This window comes from Variovorax sp. M-6 (genome assembly GCF_052114385.1).
Taxonomy (GTDB): domain Bacteria; phylum Pseudomonadota; class Gammaproteobacteria; order Burkholderiales; family Burkholderiaceae_C; genus Variovorax.
Genome location: NZ_JBFREQ010000002.1, coordinates 182,356 through 205,513, shown reverse-complemented (window position 1 = coordinate 205,513; position 23,158 = coordinate 182,356). Strand labels below are relative to the sequence as shown.

Sequence of the window (23,158 nt, the reverse complement as noted above, 5' to 3'; positions counted from 1 at the left end):
GCCTACGCGCCCGGTCTTCCCATCGTGCGGACGGCGATGTCCAATTGACGGGCCATGATGCCCCCGGATTCGTCCCCTGTTTCACTGACGGGCGAGCTCGCACCGTCGGCCAAGGGCCGGCGCTTCGCGCTGTTGTCGCGGGCTACGCGCGACGTCCACCGCGGGCGCCTGTTTCGCAAGTACCTGCTGCTGATCCTCTCGCTGGTGACGACGGTGCTGCTGGCGTCGAGCGCGATCAGCCTCTATTTCTCCTATCAGGAGAACAAGGCGGCCCTGGCCAGCCTGCAGCACGAAAAGGCCGTTGGCGCGGCGTCTCGCATCGAGCAATACGTCCAGCAGGTGTCCCAGCAGCTGGCCTACGCGTCCCTGGCCCAGCTCGACGCCTCGGATCTGGAGACGCGCCGCGCGGAATTCTGGCGCCTGCTGCGCCTGGCTCCGGAGGTGACCGACATCGCGCAGCTCGACCGTGCCGGTCGCGAGCAGATCGCGGTATCGCGGCTGGGCATGGACGTCGTGGGTTCCGGCAGGGATCGGTCGTCGGAAACGCCGTTCCGCAACGCCGAGCCCGATGCGGCGTGGTTCGGGCCGGTCTATTTCAACCGGGACACCGAGCCCTACATGACGGTGGCGATCCGCTCCGGCGGCGCGAAGGGGCCGGTCACGGTGGCCGAGCTGAATCTCAAGTTCATCTGGGACGTCGTGTCGCGCATCGAGATCGGCCACGAAGGCAAGGCCTATGCGATCGACGGCAACGGCCTGCTCGTGGCAGACCCCGACATCGGCCTGGTGCTGCGCAAGACCAGCCTGGCATCGTTGCCGCATGTCCAGGCCGCCGCGGCGGCCGACGGCCCCCCGAGGCAGCAGGCGATGGTTTCGCGCAATCTCCAGGGGGCCTCCGTGCTGACCTCGATGGCGCCGATCGATTCGCTGGGCTGGAAGGTGTTCGTCGAACAGCCGATCGCCGAGGTGTACGCCAAGCTGAACGCGTCGATCCTGCGCGCCGCCGTGCTGCTGCTGGCAGGCCTGGCCGTCTCGGCACTGGCGGCATCGGTCCTCGCGCGCAGCATGGTGCGACCGATCCGCACCCTCGCCCGCGGAGCGCGGCGCATCGGCCGGGGCGACCTGAACCCGGAGATCGTCGTCCACACGGGCGACGAGCTCGAAGGTCTGGCCCAGCAGTTCAATCGCATGTCGGCGCAGCTTCGCGAGTCGTACGGCGAGCTGGAACGCAAGGTCGAGCAGCGCACCGCCGAACTGACGGCGTCGCTCGAATACCAGACCGCGACGGCGGAGGTTCTCCGGGTCATCAGCCGTTCGCCGACCGAGCTCCAGCCCGTCCTGTCGGCCGTGGCCGAGCGTTCCGCGGTGCTGTGCCGGGCGCACGGATGCAGGATCTGGCTGCCGGAGGGCGATCACTTGCGCGCCATGACCGGCTACCAGGGCGCCAGCGACGGCTCCGAATCGGGCCGTGACGAAGTCTTGCCGCTGACGCGCGGATCGGTGGTGGGACGCGCCTTCATGGAGGGCCGGACCGTGCACGTCGAAGATGTCGCCCGCCTGATCGATTCCGACTACCCCGATTCGCGCGATCCCCAGGCGCGCCACGGGTTCCGCACCGTGCTGGGCGTGCCCATGGTTCGCGAGGGCGCGTCCTTCGGCATCATCGCCGTGGTTCGCAGGGAGGTGCAGCGCTTCTCGGAGGCCGAGGTCCGCCTGGTCGAGACCTTCGCCGACCAGGCGGTGATCGCGATCCAGAATGCGCGCCTGTTCCAGGAGATCGAGGACAAGAGCCACCAGCTCGAAGTGGCGAACCGTCACAAGTCGGAGTTCCTGGCCAACATGTCGCACGAACTGCGCACGCCCCTGAACGCCATCATCGGATTCTCCGAGGCGTTGACCGAGCAGATGTTCGGCGACGTCAACGTCAAGCAGATGGAGTACCTGCGGGACATCCACTCGTCCGGCCAGCACCTGCTGACGCTGATCAACGATGTGCTGGACCTGTCGAAGATCGAAGCCGGACGGATGGAGCTGGACCTGAGCTGCTTCGACCTCGGCCTGCTGCTGGACAACGCCATGACCCTGGTGCGCGAGCGCGCGCAGCGCAGCGGCCTGTCGATGTCGCTGGAGGTCGGCGAGGGGCTGACGGAATGGGTGGCGGACGCACGAAAGGTCAAGCAGGTGGTGGTGAACCTGCTGTCCAATGCGGTGAAGTTCACGCCGGCCGGCGGCCGCGTGCGCCTGAACGCCCGCCGCATCGAGACGGCCGCCGGCCAGGCCATGGCAGAGGTGAGCGTGACCGATACCGGCGTGGGCATCGCGCCCGAAGACCAGTTGCTGGTGTTCGAGGAGTTTCGCCAGGCCGGCGGCGACTACCTGCGCAAGGCCGAGGGCACCGGGCTGGGCCTGTCGCTGTCCAAGCGCTTCGTGGAGCTGCACGGCGGCACGTTGCACGTCGACAGCCGCCCCGGCGAAGGCTCGACCTTCACCTTCCGGCTGCCGCTGCAGATCCTGGAGGCCATCGGATGAGCATCGTTCTGATCGTCGAGGTCTCTCCGGCCGCCGTGGTGCGGTTGCCGTGCGGGGGGCGCTCGACATGAGCGCGCATATCCTGGTCGTCGACGACGTCGCCAAGAACGTCCGGCTGCTCGCGGACGTCCTGACGGCGCGCGGTTACCGGACCAGCACCGCGGCGTCCGGCGAGGAGGCCCTGGCAAGCATCGCGGCCGATCCGCCCGACCTGGTGCTGCTGGACGTGATGATGCCGGGCATGAACGGCTACGACGTGTGCCGCGCCATCCGCGCCGATCCCGCCTGCGCGGTGCTGCCGATCGTGCTGGTGACCGCGCTCGATCCGGAGCAGGAGCGCGTGAAGGGCCTGGAGGCCGGCGCGGACGACTTCCTGGGCAAGCCCATCAACCAGGCGGAACTGATGGCACGCGTGCGCTCCCTGTTGCGGGTCAAGACGCTGTACGACGAAGTCCAGCAGCAGAGGTCCTTGCTGCAGGCATGGAACGCCACGCTGGAACAACGCGTGGCGGAGAGCGTGCGGCAGCTCGAACGCGTGGGCCAGCTCAAGCGCTTCTTCTCGCCGCAGCTGGCCGAGGCGATCCTTGCCGGCGGCGCCGACGATCCGCTCAGGAGCCATCGGCGCGAGATCACCGTCGTCTTTCTCGACCTGCGCGGCTTCACCGCGTTCACCGAGACGGCCGAGCCCGAGGAAGTGATGGCCGTGCTGGCGCAGTACCACGCCGCGATGGGGCAGCTGGTGCTTGCCCACGAGGGCACGCTGGAGCGCTTCTCCGGCGACGGCATGATGATCTTCTTCAACGATCCGCAGCCCGTGGCCGACGCGCCGGCACGGGCGCTGCGCATGGCGGTCCAGATGCAGCGCGAGATGGCGGCCCTCCACGGGCAATGGCGCCGCCGCGGCTATGACCTGCACATGGGCGTCGGCATTGCGCAGGGCTTCGCGACGCTCGGCGGCATCGGCTTCGACGGCCGCATCGACTACGGGGCCATCGGCACGGTCACCAACCTGGCCGCGCGCCTGTGCGGCGAAGCCGCCGGTGGGGAGATCCTGATCTCGCAGCGCGTTCAGGCGGCCTTGCAGGACGTCGCGCCGACGACCGCCGAATGGACGATCGAGGGGGCCGGCGAACTGGAGCTCAAGGGGTTTCAGCGCCGGGTGGCGGCGTGGCGGGTCGTGGCCGCCTCGTGACCCGATCCGCCGCGGGCCCCTCCGCCCGCACCTCTCGCGCCAGCAACGGCTGCTGGCAGTGGCTGCAAACCACTTGCGGCACGAACGCATGCCCGCAGGCCCGATGCGTCGGCCGGATCGAGCTCGGTGCGATGAAATGATGGCGGCTGGCCCAACCCGAAAAGCACAGGATGTAGCCGAACAGGTCGCGGCTCGCCGGTGTCAGCCGGTAAATCCTTCGCCTGCCGTCGGCCAGATCGGCCTGGCTCAGCAGCAGGCCGGTATCGACCATGTCCGCCAGCCGCCGCGTGAGCACGCTGCTGCCGATGCCGAGCACATGGCTCAGTTCGTCGAAATGATGACAGCCCAGCAGCACGGCCGAGATGATCAGCAAGGCCCAGCGGTCCACCCGAAGGCCCAGGCCGGGTTCCCCGCCTTCGGCCTGCGCGAGCCGGGGAGCGCGGCCGCGCGCGGGCGGGTGTTCGCGCAGCGCGTCGACCGGCTCCAGCGTGAAGCTCAGGTCGCCGATGCCGACCTTGTCGCCGCAGGCCTCGCAGGCCAGCCAGGGCACGAAGGGCTGGCCGCAGCCGATGTGGACCAGGCGCTCGGGCAGATCGGAAGCGCGCGCGCCCCAGCGGCGCTCCCACGACCACATCATGAGCACGTGCGGATAGAGCGTGAGGCCCTTGCTGGTGAGGTGGTAGGCATGCCGCAACGGGCGCTGCTGGTAGGGACGCTGGCGCAGCAGGCCGAGCGCGGTGAGTGCGCGCAGGCGCTGGGCCAGCGTGTGGCGCGGGATGCCCAGGCGACTCTGCCATTCGTCGAAGCGTCGCACGCCGAGAAAGGCGCCGAGCACGACCGCCATGGTCCAGCGGTCGCCCAGCAGTTGCAGGCCGTGGTCGAGGGTGCTGGTGGCCAGCGCGTCGCGACGCAGATCGAGTTCTTCGGGAGTCAGTGGCACCGGGTATTGTCAGCTTGTGGGTCGCGCGCCGTCGCGCTCGACCACGAAGCTTACGACGGTTGCGCACGACCCGCCGATATTGAGCGTCTGGATGCGCTGCGCCCCCTCGATCTGGAAATCGCCCGCCTCCCCCGTCACCTGCCGCGCGGCATCGAACAGCATGCGCGCGCCGGTGGCGCCGACCGGATGGCCGCAGCCGATCAGGCCGCCGCTCATGTTGACCGGGCAGCGGCCGCCGGGCTCGATGCTGCCGTCCTCCACCGCTTCCCAGCTGCGCCCGGGCGCGGTCAGGCCCAGGTGGTCGATCGCCATGTACTCGGTGGTCGTGAAGCAGTCGTGCGTCTCGACGCCGTCGATCGCATCGATGCCGCCCACGCCGGCGCGGCGCCAGGCGTCCTCGAGGGTCTGGCGCACATGCGGGAACACGTAGGGCTGGCCGCGGCTGCGCTCGAGCTTGTCGAGCAGGCGCAGGCCGGCGTTGCGATGGCCCCAGCCGGCGATACGCGCCCTGCCGGCCCATCCCCGCTCGCGCGCGAAGCGGCCCGAGGCCAGCACGACCGCGCAGGCGCCATCCGTGATCTGGCCGCAGTCCTGCCGCCGGGTGCCGGGCTCGATCAGCGGATTGGCCTCGTCGTCGTCGGTGAAGCTCAGCGCGTCGAAGCGCCAGCCGCGCGTCTGCGCCAGCGGGTTGCGGCGCGCGTTCGCGTAGTTGAGTTCGGCGATGCGGTTCAGGTGGCGCCGGTCGAGCCCGTAGCGCTCTTCGTATTCCTGCGCCACCCGACCGAAGGCGGCCGGCCACATGTAGGTGCAGGCCATGTCCTCGCGGCCCTGCCAGGCGGCGGCGTTCTGGTTGCGCGAGGCCTCGTTGCCCGGCAGGTTCTTGAACTCTTCCACGCCGAGCACCAACACGCAGTCGTAGCGGCCGGCCTCGATCTCGGCCGTGGCCGCGAGCACCGCCAGCGACGACGACGCGCAGGCGCCCTCGTGGCGCATCGCGGGCACGCCCCACAGTGCGGGCACCACCTGCGCCACCATCGCACCCAGGTGCGCCTGCTGCCGCTGCAGTTCGCCGAAGGCATTGCCCACATGGATGCTCTGCACCTGCGCGGCGTCGATGCGCGAAGCGGCCAGCGCGCCCAGCGTGGCCTCGCGCACCATGTCGGACAAGTCCTGGCCCTGTCGCGACCAGGCCTTGGCGAAGTCGGTCTGATAGCCGCCGAGGATGTGGACCGATTCGGTCATTGCACGGTCTCCTGCAGGCCGGCCGCATCGTGGCCGACCGCCTTCGCGGCAGCGCGCGCGGCGGGCTGCGTCATGCCGGCGAATCGCGCACCGGCCTGCACATACTCGCGCTCGAGGCGGTCGACCACCGCGGCCACGGTCTCGACCTGGCGGATCGCACCGACGCCCTGGCCGGCGGCCCACACATCCTTCCAGCGCCGGGCGGCCATCGGCTGGCCGCTGTCGTACTGGCGCTGGGGCGCGGCCGGCATGTTGTCGGGGTCGAGGCCGTTGGCCCGCAGCGACTCCTTCAGCCAGCTCGCCGGCGTCCCGGTGACGCCAGCGCTCACCACCAGGTCGTCGACCGTGCTGTCGACCAGCATCTTCTTGTAGGCGTCCGGCGCCAGGCTCTCGGCCACCGGGATGAAGCGCGTGCCCATGTAGACGAAGTCGGCGCCCGAGGCGATGGCGCCGGCCACGCCCCAGCCGTCGCTGATGCCGCCGCCGGCGACCACCGAGCCATCGAAGAACTCGCGCACCGCGCTGATGAAGGCGAACGGCGACAGGAAGCCGGTATGGCCGCCCGCACCGGCCGACACGCAGGCCAGCCCGTCGGCGCCTGCCGCCACTGCCTTCTTCGCGAGCTGCAGGTTGATGACGTCCGCGAACACGCGGCCGCCATAGCGGTGCACCACCTCGATCGCGGGCTTGGGGCTGCCGAGCGCCGTGACCACGATCGGCGGCTTGTAGCGAGCGACCAGTTCGAGGTCTTCGGCCAGCCGCGTGTTCGACGAATGCGTGACCAGGTTCGCGCACCAGGGGCCGATGGTGGCGGCCGGCTGCGCGTCCCGCGCCCGCGCCAGGCCCTCGGTGATCTCGCGCATCCAGGCGTCGAGCATCTCGATCGGCCGCGCATTGGGCGTGGGGAAGGCGCCGACGATGCCGGCGCGGCAGGCGGCCAGCACCAGTGCCGGCCCGGAGATCAGGAACATCGGCGCCGCGATGACCGGCAGCCGCAGCTTGAAGGGAGAAGTCGAACTCATCGTCATGTCGCAGTGCCTCACTCGCTGGCCTTGAAGCCCGAGATCCGCACCGCTTCGGCCCAGCGCTTCGAGTCGGCCTGTGCGAAACGGGTGAATTCCTGCGGAGTCGACGGGAGGGTTTCGAAATCCATGGTCTTCCATTTCTCCTTCAGCTCGGCCGAGCGGAGGATCTTCACGAACTCGCCGTTGAGCCTGGCGATGACCGCATCGGGCGTGCCGGCGGGCGCCGCGATCGCCGCCCAGATGTAGATCTCGAGATCGGGGTAGCCCTGCTCGCGGAAGGTCGCGACCTGCGGCATCAGCGCCGAGCGCTGCGGGCTGGTCACGGCCAGCACCTTGACCTTGCCCGCATCCACCTGCGGCTTGACCGCCAGCAACGGCAGGAAAGCCGCATCGACCTGCCCGCCGACCAGGTTGGTGACCGCCGGCGGCGTGCCGTTGAAAGGCACGTGGACCATGTCGATGCCGGCACGCTGGTTCAGGAGAACGCCGGCGAAATGCGAGGAGTTGCCGGCCGTGAACGAGGCGAACGACACCTTGCCCGGATGCGCCTTGGCCCAGGCGACGAACTCCTTGATGTCGTTGGCGGGCACGCTGTTGTTGACCGCCATCACCATGGAGGCGCCGAGGAAGTTGCTGACCGGCTTGAAGTTCTTCTCGGGGTCGTAGGGCAACCGCGCGAACGTGTGCGGGTTGACCGTGAACATGCTGGTATTGGCCAGCAGCAGCGTGTAGCCGTCGGGCGGCGCGCTCATCACGGTCTGCGCCGCGATGATGCCGGAGCCGCCGGGCTTGTTGTCGATCAGCAGCGGCTGGCCGGTGTTCTTCTTGAACTCCTCGGCCACCTGGCGCAGCGCCGTGTCGAGCGTGTTGCCGGGCGCAAAGGGCACCACGATGCGCAGCGGCCTTTCAGGGAAGGCCGCAGGGTCTTGCGCGCGGGCCCAGGGTGCGGCGGCCGCGAGCGCCAGGCCGCCGAGCTGCAAACACGCGTTGCGTCGATTCATGTGTTGTCTCCAGTCGTTGTGTCGAGCAGGGAAGCGATCGCGGCAGCGACCTGCGCCGGTGCCTCGAGTGGCGTCATGTGGCCGGCGCCTTCGATCCATTCGAGCCGCGCCGACGGAATCAGCCCCGCCAGTTCCTGCGACAGCTCGGGCGGCGTGATGCGGTCGTTTCGGCCGCATACCACGCGCACCGGGATGCGCAGGGCAGCGAGCGATTCGCGATGGTCCGCGCGCCCGACGATCGCCCGGTTCTGGCGGATCGCCGCCTCGGGCCCGATTTCGCGCATCAGCGACTGCAGAGCGGCCATCCAGGCCTCGTCGGCGTGGCGCGCATCGTCGGTCGCGAACTGGGCGACACCGGCCGTGACCTTGTCGAAATCGCGGGCGATCGCGGCAATGGTCTTCTCGCGCAGCGCAGCGCCCTCGGCCGACTCGGGCCGGGCCGAGGTGTCGAGCAGCACCAGGCCGTCGACCCGGCGACCTTGCCCCGCGACCATCTCGATTGCCACGTAGCCGCCCATCGAGAAGCCACAGACCCGCAGCTGCACGCCCTGGGGCACGTCGGCCACGCGCTCCCAGGCATCGCGCGCCATCTCGGCGATGCTGGACTGGGTCTGCACGTCGGCGATGCGGACGTCGAAGCGCGCTGCCAGCAGCGGCACCACCTCGCGCCAGACCGCGGCCGTGTTCAGCATGCCCGGGATCAGCAGCAGGACCGGCTTCATGCCGCGGCTCCCGCAGGTTCCGCCAGCGCTTTCGCGCGTTGGCGCAGTTCGCGTTTGAGGATCTTGCCAACCGGGTTGCGCGGCAGCTCGGACAGTGGCAGCAGGTACTCGGGCAGCTTGTAGACCGCCACGCGCTTGTGCTCGCGCAGGAAGGCCGCGATCGCCTCCAGCGTGACCGGCGCAGCGGGGTCCGTCGAGACGACGCAGGCGCAGAGCTTTTCGCCGAGCACCTCGTCGGGCACGCCGACCACCGCAGCCTCGCGCACACCGGGGCAAGCCAGCAGCAGGCTCTCGATCTCCTCCGACGAGATGTTGACACCGCCGCGGATCACCAGATCCTTGGAACGCCCTACGTATCGGTAGTACTGCAGGCGATCGCCGGCGATCTCGAACAGGTCGCCGGTCTTGTAGAAACCCTGCTCGTCGAAGGCCCGTTGGCTGAGCTCGGACGCGTTCCAGTAGCCGCTGAAGATGGTCGGGCCGTCGAAGCGGATCTCGCCGGGACGGCCGGCGTCCTCGATGTCCTCGCCGGTCTCGCAGTCCACCAGCCGCGTGCGGATCTTGCGCGTGGTCGAGATGCTCCAGGCATGGCCCGGCACGCCGGCGCGCGGGAAGAACTGGGCGCGCAGCCCCGGGTCCGGGATGTCGACGTGGTTGCCGGACAGCGCCGCGCCCTCGTTGGAGCCGAAGTAGTTGACGATCTGCACCCCGCGCTTCTCGGCGAAGCCGCGCACCATCCAGTCCGACAGCGGCGCCGAGCCCGAGCCGATGCGCGCCAGCCGATCGAAGTCGATGCCCTCGAGCAGCTGCTCGTTCTGCAGCAGCATGTTGAGGATCGCCGGCGGCGCCACCGTGTAGTCGATGCGCTCGTCGCGCAGCTGCTGCAGGAACACCGGCAGCGCGAAGGGCTGGTGCTGCACCACCGTGCCGCCCAGCACCAGCCAGGCGGCCATCGCGGTGGAGAAGCCCGCCATGTTGACCAGCGGGAACGGATTGAGCAGACGCGCCCGCTCGCGGATCTCGCCGGCCTCGATGATCGAGGGCGCGATCACCAGCCACTCGTTGTGGCTGCGCGGCACGCCCTTGGGACTGGCCTCGGTGCCCGAGGTCCAGCAGATCGTGAAGACGTCGTTGGCCGTGACGGCCGCCTCGCGCTCGGCTTGCGCGAGGCGCTGCAGGTCGCCGGTGCCCGGCGGCAGGCGCAGATGCGCTGCGACGTCGACAATGCCCTCGTCCACGTGGTCGCCCCAGGCGAGCACCGTGCGAAGCGAAGGGTGCGCCGCACGAAGGCCCGCGAACATGCGCGCGGCCGCATGCCCGCCGTCAGGCTTGCCGATGCGCGAAAAGGTCAAGGCCGCGCTGCCCTGCGTGATCTCGAGGATCTGCGTCAGCTCGTGCTCGCGGTACTGGATCGGCACCGGCGTTGCGATGATGCCCAGCCGCGCGCAGGCGAGGTAGACGACGAACTGCTCGATGCAATTGGGCAGTTGCACCACCAGGACCTCGTCGCGGCGGATTCCCTCCGCCAGCAGCACCAGGCAGAAGCGGTCGATCTCGTCGCCGAGCTGCGACCAGGTGAGCCGGCGCGGCGCGCCGTGCGCGAAGTCGGCGCGGTTCGGTGCGTCGACCACGGCCTCGTCGTCCGGATGCGCTGCAAGGTTGTTGCGGAACAGCTCCCACAGCGTGATGCTGCCCCACCAGCCGCGCGCGGTGTAGTCGTCGATCTTGTGTTGCGGCACGAGGATCATGGCGGTGTCCGTTTCTCAGTACCCGCGGGCCAGGCGCTCGCCGCTGACCCAGGTCGCGTGGAAACCATTGGGCACGCGGTGCGGGATGCGGATGCGCGCCACCGGGCCCTGCGCAACGTCGCTGGCGTCGAACACGGTGACGAAGGACGCCTTCTTCTCGTCGTCCCACAGGAAGCCGACCAGATAGCCGTCGTCCTCGGCCTTCCAGTTGTCCTTCGGTGCGAAGGGCGCTTCGCTGAACCACTTGTGCACGCCCTCGTGGTAGCTGGTGCTGACGCCGCGCTCGAGATCCTGGCGCACGAATCCGCAGAAGCGCGGATCCTCGGCGCGGTTGCTGCGGCCCATCAGCACGTTCCACGAGTAGCGCGTCTTGTGGCCCTGCATCCACGAGTTGATGACCGGGAACTCCTGGTTGACGATGTCGTCGAGCACCCGCTCGCGAGTCTGTCCGGTGCGCAGGTTGAAGCGCCATTCGTAGAACATGAAGTCATGCTCCAGGTTCGCGAGCATCTTGGGGAAGCGGTCGACCTCGACGTTGCCGCGCCAGTCGCGCGGCAGGCGGAAGGGCGTGCCGGTCATCACGATCTCGATGCCGCCACGGCCGTCGTCCTCCTCCCAGGCGTTGGACACGTGGTACATGTAGGCCGGGCTGGCCTCGAACCAGCGAATCTGTTGTGGCGTGCCATGCCGCGGAATCACGCCGAAACGCGAGGGCAGCGTGTGGTGGAACTTGAGCTTGTGGCGACCGGCCGCGAAGGCGTCCATGTCGTAGAAGAGCGGCAGGTCGTGCACGATCGTGTAGTTGGGCGTGATCGCCATGTCGTGCGGCAGGCGCGGGCCGGGCAGTTGCACCGGCATGAAGGTCTTGAGCTCGCCATGGCGGTCCATCACGCCGTAGTGCATGTACGGCGACTCCTTGCCGTAGGCGAAGAACAGGAACTCGCCGGTGCGCTCGTCCACCTTCGAATGCGCCGACACCGGCAGCCCCTTCATGCGCGGGTCGAACTCCAGCTTGCCGATGGTCGACAGGTCGTTCGGCCGGCACTGGTAGACCGAGCCGCCCAGGTACCACATCGAGACCAGCTGGCCGGCGTAGAACTTGACGTCGGTGTTGGAGGTGTTCTTCACCGGCATGTCGGGCCGGTCCTTGCGCGGCGGGTCCTTGATGCCCTGCCACAACGCCGAGCCGGCCGCCAGTTCCTCGCGCAAGCTGTCGGTCATGACCCAGCGGTTCTGGTACAGCGCGCGGCCGCCCTCGAAACGCACGGCATGCAGCATGCCGTCGCCGTCGAACCAGTGGTAGCGGCCCGGGGCCTCGAAGCGCCGGTTGGGGCCGTTGCGCACGTGCATGCCGGTGAGGTCGCGCGGAATCTCGCCCTCCACTTCGGTGAGTTCGAGCGTGACTTCGTCCTCGATCGGCGCGAAGCCGCCCGTGAGGACGGGTATGTCGTTCTGTCCCATGTCGTTCTCCTTCAGTTCGAGGGATGTGCGCTGCGCGAAGGCCGGCGCGATTGCGAGATGCGGAAGCGGCCGGCGACGAAGGCGAGATCGGTCAGGCTCGCATTGCCGGCCGGATTCAGGCCGGTCACGTGGTAGTCGCTGTAGGCGGCCGCGAAGTTGAGCGGCATCGGCCCGGTGAGATTGATCGTGAGCTGCGCGCCGGCTCTCGCGTAGGCCGCCTCGGCCCGGGCGACGAAGGCCTCGTCGGTGGAATAGACAAAGGCCGTGAGCCCGCCGAACTCGCGCACGTCGCGCGTGGCCTGGGCCAACGCATCGGCCGCGTCGTCGCAGGCGATCACGAAGCTGACCGGACCGAAGCGCTCTTCGCCGTAGAGCTCGCGTTCGCCCTTGCCGACCTGGAGCATCAGCGGCGTGCTCGTGCGCGCATCGGGAAACTCGGGGTGCACGTAGGGCGCCGGCCGCAGCAGCACGCTGCCGCGGGTCTCGCCCTCGCGCGCCAGGCGATCGAGCAAGGCGAGGGTCTGCGGCGATTGCAGCGTCGCCAGGATCATCGCGGCCTTCTTCGGCTCGCCCGCGATGGCCGCGACTGCGACGGCCAGCCGGCGCGCCACCTCGTCGAGGCTCACGACGCCCTGCGGCGTGCGCACGCCCTGCGCCGGCAGGTAGATGTTCTGCGGGCTGGTGCACATCTGGGCGCTGAACATGCACAGCGTGGTGGCGAGGCTGCGCAGCACGGCGTCGAGATCCTCCACCGACTCGATCACCACCGTGTTGCAGCCGGCGGTCTCGGTGAAGACCAGCGCCGGATGCGCGTGCTGCTCCACCCACTGGCCGAAGGCGACGCTGCCCGTGAAATCGACGATCGCGGTCTGCGGATGCCGAACCAGCTGCTTGCCGATCGGCGAGGCCTGCGTGTCGAGGGCCAGCGTGACCAGGTTCGGATCGAAGCCGGCCGCGTCCAGCACGCGGCGAAAGGCGCGCACCGTGATCGCCATCGGCAGCACGGTGGCGGGATGCGGCTTCACGATCACGGCATTGCCGGTCGCCAGGCTCGCGAGCATCGAGGGCCAGGCGTTCCAGGTCGGGAAACTGGCGCAGCTGAAGCAGACCGCGACGCCGCGCGGCACCAGTCTGTAGGTCTTGTCGAGCACGATGCGCGCGGCGCCGAAGCTGCGCTCCCAGCGCGCGCTCGGCGCGATCGCTTGCATCGCCTGGCGGGCATGCACCAGCACCTCGATGCCGCGGTCGAGCGCGTTGACGCCCGAGCCGGCATAGGCCATGTTGAAGCTCTGGCCGGCCGTGTGCATGACCGCGTGCGCGATCTCGAACAGGTGCTCGCGGTAGAGCGTGTCGAGCGCCTCCATCAGGACGCCGATGCGGGTGTCGATCGCCGCGTCGGCCCAGGCCGGGATCGCGGCCTCGCCGGCATCGAACAGGCGGTCGATGTCGGATTGCGGATAGAGGATGCCCAGAGGCTGCCGGGTGTAAGGCGACAGCTCCTCGCCGGCTTCGCCGCTGATGCCGGGCTGATCCAGCACGAATCGCTGGCCCAGTTGCTTGCGGAAGGCCTCCGCCCCGGCGGCCTGCGCCCGAGCGGCATCCGGATACTGGCCGGGCATCTCGGGGTAAGGACTCCAGCAGTGGCGCGCGCTGCAAGCCTGCACCGCGCGTTCGAAGGTGGCCCGGTGCTTCTCGTACAGCGTCGACGCCACCCGTGCGTCGCTCATGCGGCGGCCCTCTTCCACATCAGCCGGTGATGGCGCGCCACGTTCGTACCGGGCACCGTGTCCGAGGCCGACAGCGTGAGCCGTCCCTCGGCATCGAACTGCATGTCGCGCACCTGCTGGGTGCCGACGAAGTTCGGATTCAGCGACTGCGTGACCGAGTGCACCACCTGCTGCGCGCCGGGCTCGCCGCGGATCTCGTAGCGGCCCGCGTACTGGAAGTAGCTCTCGAAGGCCGCGAGGCGCTCCGGCTCCGGTGCGCTGCGCACGCTGTCGCTCGACAGCCTCGGCCGGTCGGGCCGCGCGATGCAGGCGTTCATCCAGCCGTCGGTGCTGTAGAGGATCAGTCCCACCGCCGCTTCGCCGTAAGGCAGCGTGGCGGGCCTGCCGTCGCCATAGGTGATGTCCCAGCGGACGAGCTGCCATGTGCCCAGCAAGGGATTGCGCTCCTGCATGCGATGTCTCCTTTTCACTTTCTTAATTGAACTCAGTTTAGACAACTCGAATCCGGCATGCAAGAGGGGCTTCGAGCCCCCCGAAGTGAAAAGGGATCAGGCGCTTACGCGCCAGAGGGCGAACACGATGGCCACCAGGACCACGACGACTGCGGTGGCGAGCACCAGTCGATCGGCGAACAAGCGGCGCATCGGGATCTCCTAGACGAAGCTGTAGCGCTCCGAGTGGTACTTGGACAGCGGCACCTTCATCTCGCCCAGCGCCGCCTCGATCGCGTCCATCATCACGTTCGGGCCGCAGATGAAGTACTCATGGTCGGCGTAGCGCGGCGGCAGATGGCGCTTGAACACCTCGGCGCCGATGTAGCCGCGCTCGCCGGTCCACCCTTCCGGCGGCCGCGACAGCACGTAGACCACCGTGAGGTCGATCCGCTTTGCCAGCGCGTCCAGTTCCTCGCGGAATGTCAGGGACTCCAGGTCCTTGCCGCCATAGAGCAGGATCAGCGGGCGCTTGTCGCCGCGGTCGGCCAGCGTGCGGATCATGCTCACCATCGGCGTGATGCCGATGCCGCCCGCGATCAGCACGTGCATGTCCGCCGGGTTGCCGATGGTGAAGGCGCCGTAGGGTCCGTCGAGATAGACGCGCTGCCCCACCGGCACCTTGGAGACCCCGCTCGTGAAGTCGCCGAGGTTGCGGATCGTCATCTCGACGCGCCCGTCCGCCGCCTCCGCGCTCGACGAGAAGGAGAACGGATGGCCGGTGATCTTGAACGGACTCCCCCACAGCGTCAGCCAGCCGAACTGACCCGGCCTGAACCGGAAGCCGGCGTGGCCCTCGGGCCGCATCACCAGCGTCGTCGTGTCGCCGCGTTCCTGGCGCACTTCCGCCACGCGGTACGGCCGGCGCAGCATGAAGAGCGGCTTGACCACGCGCACGTAGCCAAGCAGTGCCATCCAGAAGATCGTCATGCCGATCCACAGCGCGCGCTTCAAGGGGTCGGCGAGGTAGAAGCCCCAGCCGACCATATGGAAGAGTCCGCCGCCCACGGCGACCAGCGCGAGCAGGATGTGCGTGGCATGCCAGAACTCGTAGCTGATCTTCAGTCGCGTACGCCACAGCGCCATCACCACCAGCACGATCAGCGCGCCCAGCGACAGCATCGCGAAGACCGCGCCCAGCGGCACTTCAGCCAGCGACGCGGGCGGCGCCAGCTTGTCCGATCCGGTCGCCAGCAGGATCAGCGGATGCACCACCACCAATGCGACCGCGATCAGCGAGACCCGGCGATGGAAGTGATAGATGACGTCCTCGCCCCAGGGCTCGGTGACGTGGCGAAAGCGCGCCGTCAGGCCGAACTGCAGCCCCATCATCGCCAGGCCCGAGTAGCCCAGCGCGACCGAGAACTCGGTCCAGAAGTCGCGCGCGGGCGGCAGCGCGCCCGCCAGCAGCGCGAACAGCGGCGCCAGGATGAACAGCAGGTAGATCGCGATCCAGACGCTGCGGCGCACGAGATCGCGGTGGAGCGCGTTCAGAGGCATGTGGAGAGCAGCAGCGGCGGGCCGAAGGTCAGCACCGTGGCGGCAAAGGCGGCAATGGTGGTCCAGACGATCGCCGCATGCAGAAAGCTGCCGGTCTGGCCATGGTCGTGATCGGGGCGCGCCTTGGCGAAATTGCGCCACATCCATCCGACCACCGCCAGATGCGCGAAGAACACGAGGACCAGGCTCCAGCGCAGCGGGCCGGCCGACCAGCCGAAGGCGCAGCCGATGGCATGCAGCGCATAGAGCACCACGAGCGCGCTGCACCAGACGGCAAAGCCGCCCGCGAGCCACCAGACGCGCCGGGGCGGGACCGTCAGTACATTCATCGTGCTCATGGCCGTCCTCCGAGCACCGTCACCAGCGCAGGCAGCGCGAGCACCAGACCCAGCGCGATGATGCCCGTCACCAGGGTGTAGTCGAGCCAGAGCCGCGTCAGGCGCAGGTCGGTGCAGCGCCGCCGCGAGACGTAGCCGCTGCGGATGCGCTGGAAGTTGCTGATGAGAAACAGCAGCCCGACGCCGGCATGCAGGGCCACGTAGCCCAGCAGCACCGACGCGGTCGCGCCGAGCGCATGCGCGCGCGGATGCGGCGTGACGCCCATGATCAGCTCGACGACGGTCGCGACGGCGGCGATCAGCGCGATCGCAGTGACGGCCATCCAGCCCGAGGCCTTGCCGCTGGCGATCACGGCCCTGAGCGAACCGCGCGCCGCCAACGCGGCGACCAGCAGACAGGCCATGGCGCCGAAGGCCTGGAGCCGATTTGGCTCGGGCGGCGTCATCTTCTGCCAGTCCCCGCCGGCCAGCCAGAGATAGAAGGTGCCGAACACCATCGACGTGAACAGCGTGCCGTTGGCCACCAGGGCGCAGATCAGCGCCAGCCAGGACGGCGCACTCGCGGCCTCGGTGTGCGGCGGCACCTCGACACCGAGGCCGACCGGCAGCGGGCCATAGTCGCGCGGCAGGCCCGCGCGCCGCCCCGCGAAGACGAACAGGCCGAACGTGACCAAGGCCAGAACGAGCGACACCCAATAGGCCTTGAACAGGAAGCCCAGCACCACCCCGCCGGTGAAGAGGGCCGTGACCAGCGGCAGGTAGGTCGGGTTCGGCAGCACGATCAGCTGATCGGGCTTGCCGCTCGTGATGTGCACGCCCAGCGTCTCCTGCCAGCCGTTGCGCGTGGAGCCCAGGTAGCCTTCGCCGCGGGCCAGCGACACCGCGAGTTCGCCCTTCGGAATCTTGTCGGTCTGCGGCCCCACGTGCGGAATCGAGGCGAAGGCATACGGCGCCGGCGGAATCGGCATCGCCCATTCGAAGGTCGTGGCCCGCCAGGGGTCGCGCCGCACGCGGCGCCCGTAGCGCAGCTGCACCACCACGTCGATGACGAGCAGGCCGAAGCCGATCGTCATCACGAAGCCGCCCACCGAGGACAGCAGGTTGAGCCAGTTCCAGCCTTCGTCGCCGCGGTAGGTGTAGACGCGCCGCGGCATGCCGAGCAGGCCGGTCAGGTGCATCATGAAGAAGGTCATGTTGAAGCCGATGAAGATCAGCCAGAACGCGAGCACCGACAGGCGCTCCACCGCGGCGCGCCCGGTCAGCAGCGGCAGCCAGTAGTACAGCGCGGCCATCATCGGAAAGGCGAGCGCCCCGGCCACCACGTAGTGCATGTGGGCGACGACGAAATAGGTGTCGTGCGCCTGCCAGTCGAAGGGCACCATCGCGAGCATCACGCCGGTCAGCCCGCCCATCGCGAAGACGAAGAAGAAGCCGAAGACGTAGAGCATCGGGACGTCCCAGCGCGGCTTGCCGTGGGACAGCGTGGCCAGCCAGGCGAAGACCTGCACCGCCGTCGGCACCGCGACGATCGCCGAGCCGGCCGAGAAGAACGCGAGCGCCAGGTGCGGGATGCCCACCGTGAACATGTGGTGCACCCAGATGCCGAAGCTCAGGAAGGCCAGCGCGATGATGGCGACCACGATCGCCCGGTACCCCACCAGCTCCCGGTTGGCGAACACCGGGATCATGGTCGACAGCACGCCCGCCATCGGCAGGAAGATGATGTAGACGTCCGGATGGCCGAACAGCCAGAACAGGTGCTGCCACAGCAGCGAATCGCCGCCGCGCGTCGGATCGAAGAAGGGCAGGCCGAAGGCGCGCTCGAGCTCGAGCAGGATCGAGCCCAGGATCAGCGGCGGAAAGGCCACGATCATCATCAGGGCCGTGACCAGGATGTACCAGCCGAAGATCGGCATCCGGTCGAGCGACATGCCCGGCGCGCGCATCTTGAGCACCGAGACGATGATCTCGATGGCGAGCGACAGCGCGGAAATCTCGACGAAGGTGATGCCGAGCAGCCAGATGTCGGCGTTCACGCCCGGGCTGTAGACATTGGAGCTCAGCGGCGTGTACATGAACCAGCCGCCGTTCGGCGCGATGCCCAGCACCAGCGACACCGTGACGATCGAGGCGCCGAACAGGTAGCACCAGTAGCCGTAAGCCGTCAGCCGCGGGAAGGCGAAGTCCCGCGTGCCGAGGATCTTCGGCGTCAGATAGACCGCGAAGCTCTCGACCATCGGTATGGCGAACAGGAACAGCATCATCGACCCGTGCACCGTGAAGACCTGGTTGTAGGTCTCGGGGTCGAGAAAGGCCGAATGCGGCGTGGCGAGCTGCACGCGGGTCAGCATGCCCAGCACGCCGGCGATGAGGAAGAAGGTGAAGGATGTGATGAACATCCGCATGCCGATGACCGAATGATTGACCGCGGCGAGGCGCTGCCATCCCGGCCCGGTGGCCCAGATCTTGTTCAGCTGCCGGTGCAGCCGCAGTGCGCGGGCGCCTTCCGGCTGCGTGTCGACGGATCCACTCATTTCTTCGCCTCCGGCGCCGCGAGCGCCTGCGTCAGTGCAGCGGGAAAGTCCTCCGGCCGGTGGACGATGACGACGAAGCGCATGCCCGCGTGGCCGAGGCCGCAGAATTCGTCGCAGGTGCCTTCATAGCGGCCCGGCTGATCGGCCTGGATGCGCAGCCGGTTGACCCTGCCCGGCACCGCATCGATCTTGCCCGCGAAGCGCGGCACCCAGAACGCATGGATCACGTCCTTGCTCGTCACGACCATGTCGACCGGCTTGCCCGCGGGCACGAGCAGGACATTGCGCGTCTCGACGCCACCGTGCTCCGGATAGCGAAAGGTCCAGACCCATTGCGCCGCCACCGCCTCGATGCGCTGCGGCGGCGCGCTGCCCGGCAGCGGCAGCAGGCGCTCGCCGGTGACCAGCCCATAGGCCAGCAGCGGCAGCAGGACGATCGCCGGCAGCACGAGGCCACCCAGCACGATCCAGCGCGTCGGCGACACGCTGGAGCCCCAGCCCGGCCGCCTGATCACCTGGATGAAGATGCCGACGACGAGCAGGAAGAGCACGGCCGAGCCGATCAGCATCACCCACCACATCGTGGCGATCGAGGCCGCGGCAGGCCCCGAAGGATCGAGCGTCGACAACGGCCCGCGGCAACCGGACAACGCCGCCAGCGATCCGGCTTGGAGGGCCGCACGCAAGACGCTACGATGGCCGCTCACTCGATGCATCCGACGCGAAGGACGAACACCATGGCGAAGAAAGGCGAAGGGACCCCGGCGCGCAGCGAGGTCCTGCTGGAATTGCAGCGGCTCGACGTCGGCTCCGCGGTCGCGGTGGTCGGCCATCCGCTGCACGTGATGCTGGTGCACTTCCCGGTCGCGTTCGTGGTCGCGACCCTCGGCGTCGACGTCTTCTACTGGTGGTCGGGCGATGTCTTCTGGCTGCGCGCAGGCCTGTGGTCGGCCGGCATGGCGTTCTGGAGCGGCGTCGCCGCGAGCCTCGTCGGCACCGGCGAGCTGCTGCTGGTGCGCGGCATCCGCCTGCACGAGGCCAGCTGGTCGCACGCCATCGCGGCGATGACGCTGGTCGCCATCGCCGGGGCCAGCTGGGGCCTGCGACTGACCGATCCGGCCTCCGTGCTGCCGCACGGCCTGGTGCTGTCGGTGCTGGCCTCGGTCATGGTGGGCTTCGCCGGCTGGCATGGGGGCAAGCTGGTGTTCGATCATGGGATCGGCATCCTCGTGTCGCCGAAGGACTGATGCCACAGGCGTGAGAGCCCGCCGGGCTCGAACAGGTGCGTCGCGAACTGGTTCGAGTCGATCTGCGGCTTGGCCAGCACGACCCAGAGGATGGCGACGATCAACACCGCGTAGGTGCCCGACAGCGCCACGAACGAGAACCGCCCGAAGCGGCCCTTGGGCGAGAAGAGCTGGTGCACCACCAGGCCGGCGACCACATGCAGCATCGCCATGATGCCCACCAGCACCATCTTGATGGAGAACCACTCCTCGAAGGTGGCCTGAAGGAAGATCAGCGCCGTTCCGCTGCCGATGGCGAAGAAGGCGGCCGGCGAGGTCAGCTCCACATACACGAGCCGTACGATCCGGTGCAGCCGGTCCAGATCCGGACCGGCCTCGAGTGCGCGGCGCTGCCAGAACAGGAAGGGCAAGGCGAGCAGGCCGCCCGACCAGATCGCGATCGCAGCCAGGTGAATGAACTTCAGGGCCGTCGTCACAGGGCCGCCTCGGTGGGCCGCAGGCTCGACCAGGCAAGCCAGAGGCCGGCGCCCAGATAGGGCAGCATCGCCGGCACCCACATCAGGAGCCCGGCGAGCTGCTGGTCGACCAGCGGCGTGGAACCCCAGGCCAGGGTGCTCGCGAAATGCACCGGGTAGAGCGGCACCGAGGCGAAAACGATCAAGGCGCCGAGCAGGCCCATCTGAGCGATGGTCACGCCCAGCGCCACCAACGCGGTGCCCGAGGGCGTGGCCGGCGACAGGATCGCCCGCCACATCAGCCAGCCGCTTCCCAGCAGCGAGAGCTGCATCAGCCAATAGCCGGGCACGCTGGCGAGGCCCCAGGCATAGGGCCCCGGCGCATGCCAGAGCCACAGGATGACCGCATGGGCCGCGACCAGCAGGGCGAGCGGGACAGGGCCCGCGCGCCGCTGGGGAAACGCCAGCGCCAGCAAAGGCGCCACGGCGCTCACGAGGATGACGTGATGCAGCACGCGCACCGAGAAGAGCGCCGACGACAGGGCGCAAAGCGGCGAGACGAAGACCACGGCCATCAGCGCGATGGCGCCCCAGCCGGCGCGCGCATCGGACGACCGACCGCGAGCGACCACGAAGGCCAGCGCCGCAAGCGCGGCGATCAGCAGCGGATCGGCATTCCAGCGCGACCACACATCGTCAGGGACTGCGGCGGCGCCGCAGTAGGCGATCATTGAATTCATCATGGCTCGCTTCTTCTTCCCCCGTTCCGCAACCGCCAGACCAACGCGGGCGACCCGGCTTCAAAAATACTAGCCGAGGCCGCGGCGGCTGTCGCAGGGTTCAACGCGCGTGACAAATGCTCACTTCTGTGCAATGCCTGCCGCGCGGCGCTTCACGGGTCGCCGGGGTCCTGCACTGTCGTCCCTCGCAGGGCAAAAATCAAGCTGCGGCCTGAAAGCCGCGCACCCGCACGCCAGGCCCGACAATGTCGGGGTGCCTCCCTCTCTCACCCCTCCCCCGCCATCGGCCCCGGCCGGTCACCCTTATGAGAGCCTCACGCCCGACGTGGTGCTCGATGCGCTCGCAACACTCGACATGCACGGGGACGGCCGGCTCACCGCCCTGAACTCCTACGAGAACCGCGTCTACCAGGTTCATCTCGAAGACCGCAGCGCGGTGGTCGTCAAGTTCTACCGGCCCGGCCGCTGGGACGATGCCGCGATCCTCGAGGAGCACGGCTTCGCGCTCGAACTCGCCGCGGCCGAGGTGCCCGCCGTGGCGCCGCTGGCGGTCGATGGCCGCACCCTGCACCGGCATGGCGGCTTCGCCTTCAGCGTCAGCCCCTACCGCGGCGGACGGGCGCCGGAACTCGATGACTTCGAGGTGCTCGAGTGGGTCGGCCGCTTCCTGGCGCGCATCCACGCCATCGGCGCCCGAAAACCCTTCGAGGCGCGGCCCGCGCTCGACCTCCAGACTTTCGGCATCGCCTCGCGCGACTGGCTGCTGGGCCACCAGATGGTGCCGCTCGATGTCCAGCGCGAATGGGAGACCGCCTGCAATGCCGCCCTCGAAATGATCGCGGCCACCGCGCTCGGCACCGGCCACGACGGCGACAACGACCCGGCGCTGAAGAAACTGCGGCTGCACGGCGACGTGCACCCCGGCAACATCCTCTGGACACCCACCGACCGGCCGGACGGCGGCCCGCACTTCGTCGACCTCGACGATGCCCGCACCGGCTTCGCGGTGCAAGACCTGTGGATGCTGCTCTCCGGCGACCGCGCCCAGCGCACGTCGCAGCTGAGCGGATTGCTCGACGGCTACGAGCAGTTCCGCGACTTCGACCGCCGCGAACTGGCGCTGATCGAGCCGCTGCGCACGCTGCGCCTGATCCACTACAGCGCCTGGCTGGCGCGGCGCTGGGAAGACCCGATCTTCCCGATCAACTTCCCGTGGTTCGGCTCGAGCGACTACTGGAAGGGCCAGATCCTGATGCTGCAGGAGCAGTGCGAGCAGATGGCCGAAGAGCCGCTTTACGCCTGATCATCCGCCGGGGGCGGGAGCCCCGCCTGCACCGCGCGCAGGAAGCCCTGTACCACCGCGTTCTCGGGCCCCTCGCGCCAGACGCAGTAGGCGTCGGAGCGCGACACCTCTTCTTCCAGCGGCCGGAACACCGCGCCGCGCAGCGCCGCGTGCCGCAAGGCGCTCGGCACCAGCGCCACGCCCATGCCCTGCGACACCAGGGACACGACCGACAGCCAGTGGCGCACCTCGTGCCGCACCTCGGGCCGGAAGCCCGCATCGGCGCAGATCGCGAGGATGCGCTCGTGGTAGTCGGGCGAAGCACTGCGAGAAAACAGCACGAAGGGCTCGTCGCGCAGGCTCGCGGTGGCGACCCGGCGGCGCCGCGCCAGCCGGTGCCCGACCGGCAGGCAGACCACGAAAGGCTCCGACACCAGCAGCGCATGGCGCAGTTCGGCGGGCATGCGGCTGGTGTGGACGAAACCGAGATCGAGCCGGTCGTGCAGCAACTCGGCGATCTGCTCGCCCGAGTTGAGCTCGGCCAGCGTGATGCGCACCGCCGGGTGTTTCGCCTGGAACCTGGCGAGTGCCTGCGGCAGGCCCCGGTAGAGCATGGCGCCGACGAAGCCGATGCGCAGGCGGCCCGCCGAGCCCTGCGACACGTCGCGGGCCTCCAGCGCAGCCTCCTCGGCCTGGCGCAGCAGCAGGCGCGCCGAGTTCTGCAAGGCGTCGCCGGCGGGCGTCAGCCGCACTTCCTTGCTGTTGCGCTCGAACAGCCGCGCGCCGACGGATTCTTCGAGCTGGCGGATCGCGACGCTCAGCGGCGGCTGCGAGATCGCGAGCCGGCGCGCCGCCCGGCCGAAATGCAGCTCCTCGGCCAGGACGACGAAGTAACGCAGATGTCGCAGTTCCATTCGGCCGAGTTTTTCACAATAGGCAAATCAAATCAATCAAGTCATATCTGATATTGGACAGGAATCGTCA

The 23,158-nt window shown here is 68.9% G+C and carries 20 protein-coding genes; 4 read left to right on the top strand and 16 right to left on the bottom strand.

What is annotated here, in order from left to right:
• Window positions 1-54: 54 nt before the first annotated feature.
• Together AB4Z46_RS03450 and AB4Z46_RS03445 are read left to right on the top strand one after the other, a co-directional pair.
• Window positions 55-2,529 (top strand): ATP-binding protein, encoded by a 2,475-nt coding sequence (locus AB4Z46_RS03450; protein WP_442282074.1) that lies wholly within the window; start codon window positions 55-57, stop codon window positions 2,527-2,529.
• Window positions 2,530-2,596: 67 nt separating this feature from the next.
• Window positions 2,597-3,721 (top strand): response regulator, encoded by a 1,125-nt coding sequence (locus AB4Z46_RS03445; protein ID WP_442282073.1) that lies wholly within the window; start codon window positions 2,597-2,599, stop codon window positions 3,719-3,721.
• Here AB4Z46_RS03445 and AB4Z46_RS03440 read toward each other — a convergent pair.
• The 13 genes from AB4Z46_RS03440 to coxB form a co-directional block, all read right to left on the bottom strand.
• Window positions 3,669-4,661 carry a winged helix-turn-helix transcriptional regulator gene (locus AB4Z46_RS03440; RefSeq protein ID WP_442282072.1) on the bottom strand — a complete coding sequence of 331 codons (993 nt, stop codon included), beginning with the start codon at window positions 4,659-4,661 and terminating at the stop codon, window positions 3,669-3,671. The two genes, AB4Z46_RS03445 and AB4Z46_RS03440, sit on opposite strands and share 53 nt — an antisense overlap.
• Before the next feature lie 9 nt (window positions 4,662-4,670).
• On the bottom strand, window positions 4,671-5,903 hold the full coding sequence (locus AB4Z46_RS03435; RefSeq protein WP_442282071.1) for an acetyl-CoA acetyltransferase: 1,233 nt from the start codon (window positions 5,901-5,903) through the stop codon (window positions 4,671-4,673).
• On the bottom strand, window positions 5,900-6,925 hold the full coding sequence (locus AB4Z46_RS03430; protein ID WP_442282070.1) for an NAD(P)H-dependent flavin oxidoreductase: 1,026 nt from the start codon (window positions 6,923-6,925) through the stop codon (window positions 5,900-5,902). Before AB4Z46_RS03430 ends, AB4Z46_RS03435 begins: the two co-directional genes overlap by 4 nt.
• Window positions 6,926-6,942: 17 nt before the next feature.
• On the bottom strand, window positions 6,943-7,929 hold the full coding sequence (locus tag AB4Z46_RS03425; protein WP_442282069.1) for a Bug family tripartite tricarboxylate transporter substrate binding protein: 987 nt from the start codon (window positions 7,927-7,929) through the stop codon (window positions 6,943-6,945).
• Window positions 7,926-8,651, bottom strand: coding sequence for an alpha/beta fold hydrolase (locus AB4Z46_RS03420; protein ID WP_442282068.1), 726 nt, complete (start codon window positions 8,649-8,651; stop codon window positions 7,926-7,928). Before AB4Z46_RS03420 ends, AB4Z46_RS03425 begins: the two co-directional genes overlap by 4 nt.
• A complete protein-coding gene (locus AB4Z46_RS03415; RefSeq protein WP_442282067.1) occupies window positions 8,648-10,399 on the bottom strand; it encodes a class I adenylate-forming enzyme family protein in 1,752 nt (583 codons plus the stop codon). The genes AB4Z46_RS03420 and AB4Z46_RS03415 overlap by 4 nt, the downstream gene beginning before the upstream one ends.
• 15 nt (window positions 10,400-10,414) lie before the next feature.
• The gene (locus AB4Z46_RS03410) at window positions 10,415-11,860 is read right to left on the bottom strand and encodes a carotenoid oxygenase family protein (RefSeq protein ID WP_442282066.1); all 1,446 of its coding nucleotides are present in this window, start codon (window positions 11,858-11,860) and stop codon (window positions 10,415-10,417) included.
• Window positions 11,861-11,871: 11 nt separating this feature from the next.
• Complete coding sequence (gene paaN, locus AB4Z46_RS03405) at window positions 11,872-13,587, bottom strand: phenylacetic acid degradation protein PaaN (protein WP_442282065.1); 1,716 nt, start codon at window positions 13,585-13,587, stop codon at window positions 11,872-11,874.
• Window positions 13,584-14,039 carry a lipocalin-like domain-containing protein gene (locus tag AB4Z46_RS03400; RefSeq protein WP_442282064.1) on the bottom strand — a complete coding sequence of 152 codons (456 nt, stop codon included), beginning with the start codon at window positions 14,037-14,039 and terminating at the stop codon, window positions 13,584-13,586. Before AB4Z46_RS03400 ends, paaN begins: the two co-directional genes overlap by 4 nt.
• Before the next feature lie 201 nt (window positions 14,040-14,240).
• The gene (locus AB4Z46_RS03395) at window positions 14,241-15,578 is read right to left on the bottom strand and encodes a ferredoxin reductase family protein (RefSeq protein WP_442282063.1); all 1,338 of its coding nucleotides are present in this window, start codon (window positions 15,576-15,578) and stop codon (window positions 14,241-14,243) included.
• On the bottom strand, window positions 15,569-15,916 hold the full coding sequence (locus AB4Z46_RS03390) for a hypothetical protein (protein ID WP_442282062.1): 348 nt from the start codon (window positions 15,914-15,916) through the stop codon (window positions 15,569-15,571). Before AB4Z46_RS03390 ends, AB4Z46_RS03395 begins: the two co-directional genes overlap by 10 nt.
• Window positions 15,913-18,450 (bottom strand): cytochrome c oxidase subunit I, encoded by a 2,538-nt coding sequence (gene ctaD, locus AB4Z46_RS03385; protein WP_442282061.1) that lies wholly within the window; start codon window positions 18,448-18,450, stop codon window positions 15,913-15,915. Before ctaD ends, AB4Z46_RS03390 begins: the two co-directional genes overlap by 4 nt.
• Entirely contained in the window at window positions 18,447-19,157 is a 711-nt protein-coding gene (coxB, locus tag AB4Z46_RS03380) for a cytochrome c oxidase subunit II (RefSeq protein WP_442282060.1), read from the bottom strand. The genes ctaD and coxB overlap by 4 nt, the downstream gene beginning before the upstream one ends.
• Before the next feature lie 30 nt (window positions 19,158-19,187).
• On the opposite strand from coxB, the gene AB4Z46_RS03375 reads away from it, so the two are divergent.
• Window positions 19,188-19,697 (top strand): DUF2231 domain-containing protein, encoded by a 510-nt coding sequence (locus tag AB4Z46_RS03375; protein WP_442282059.1) that lies wholly within the window; start codon window positions 19,188-19,190, stop codon window positions 19,695-19,697.
• Here the strand turns inward: AB4Z46_RS03375 and AB4Z46_RS03370 are convergent.
• Window positions 19,661-20,173 carry a CopD family protein gene (locus tag AB4Z46_RS03370; RefSeq protein WP_442282058.1) on the bottom strand — a complete coding sequence of 171 codons (513 nt, stop codon included), beginning with the start codon at window positions 20,171-20,173 and terminating at the stop codon, window positions 19,661-19,663. The genes AB4Z46_RS03375 and AB4Z46_RS03370 overlap by 37 nt on opposite strands.
• Complete coding sequence (locus tag AB4Z46_RS03365) at window positions 20,170-20,895, bottom strand: cytochrome c oxidase assembly protein (protein WP_442282057.1); 726 nt, start codon at window positions 20,893-20,895, stop codon at window positions 20,170-20,172. The genes AB4Z46_RS03370 and AB4Z46_RS03365 overlap by 4 nt, the downstream gene beginning before the upstream one ends.
• 250 nt (window positions 20,896-21,145) lie before the next feature.
• On the opposite strand from AB4Z46_RS03365, the gene AB4Z46_RS03360 reads away from it, so the two are divergent.
• Entirely contained in the window at window positions 21,146-22,195 is a 1,050-nt protein-coding gene (locus AB4Z46_RS03360; protein ID WP_442282056.1) for a serine/threonine protein kinase, read from the top strand.
• Here the strand turns inward: AB4Z46_RS03360 and AB4Z46_RS03355 are convergent.
• Window positions 22,186-23,088, bottom strand: a complete 903-nt coding sequence (locus AB4Z46_RS03355; RefSeq protein WP_442282055.1) for a LysR substrate-binding domain-containing protein — start codon at window positions 23,086-23,088, stop codon at window positions 22,186-22,188. The genes AB4Z46_RS03360 and AB4Z46_RS03355 overlap by 10 nt on opposite strands.
• Window positions 23,089-23,158: the final 70 nt, after the last annotated feature.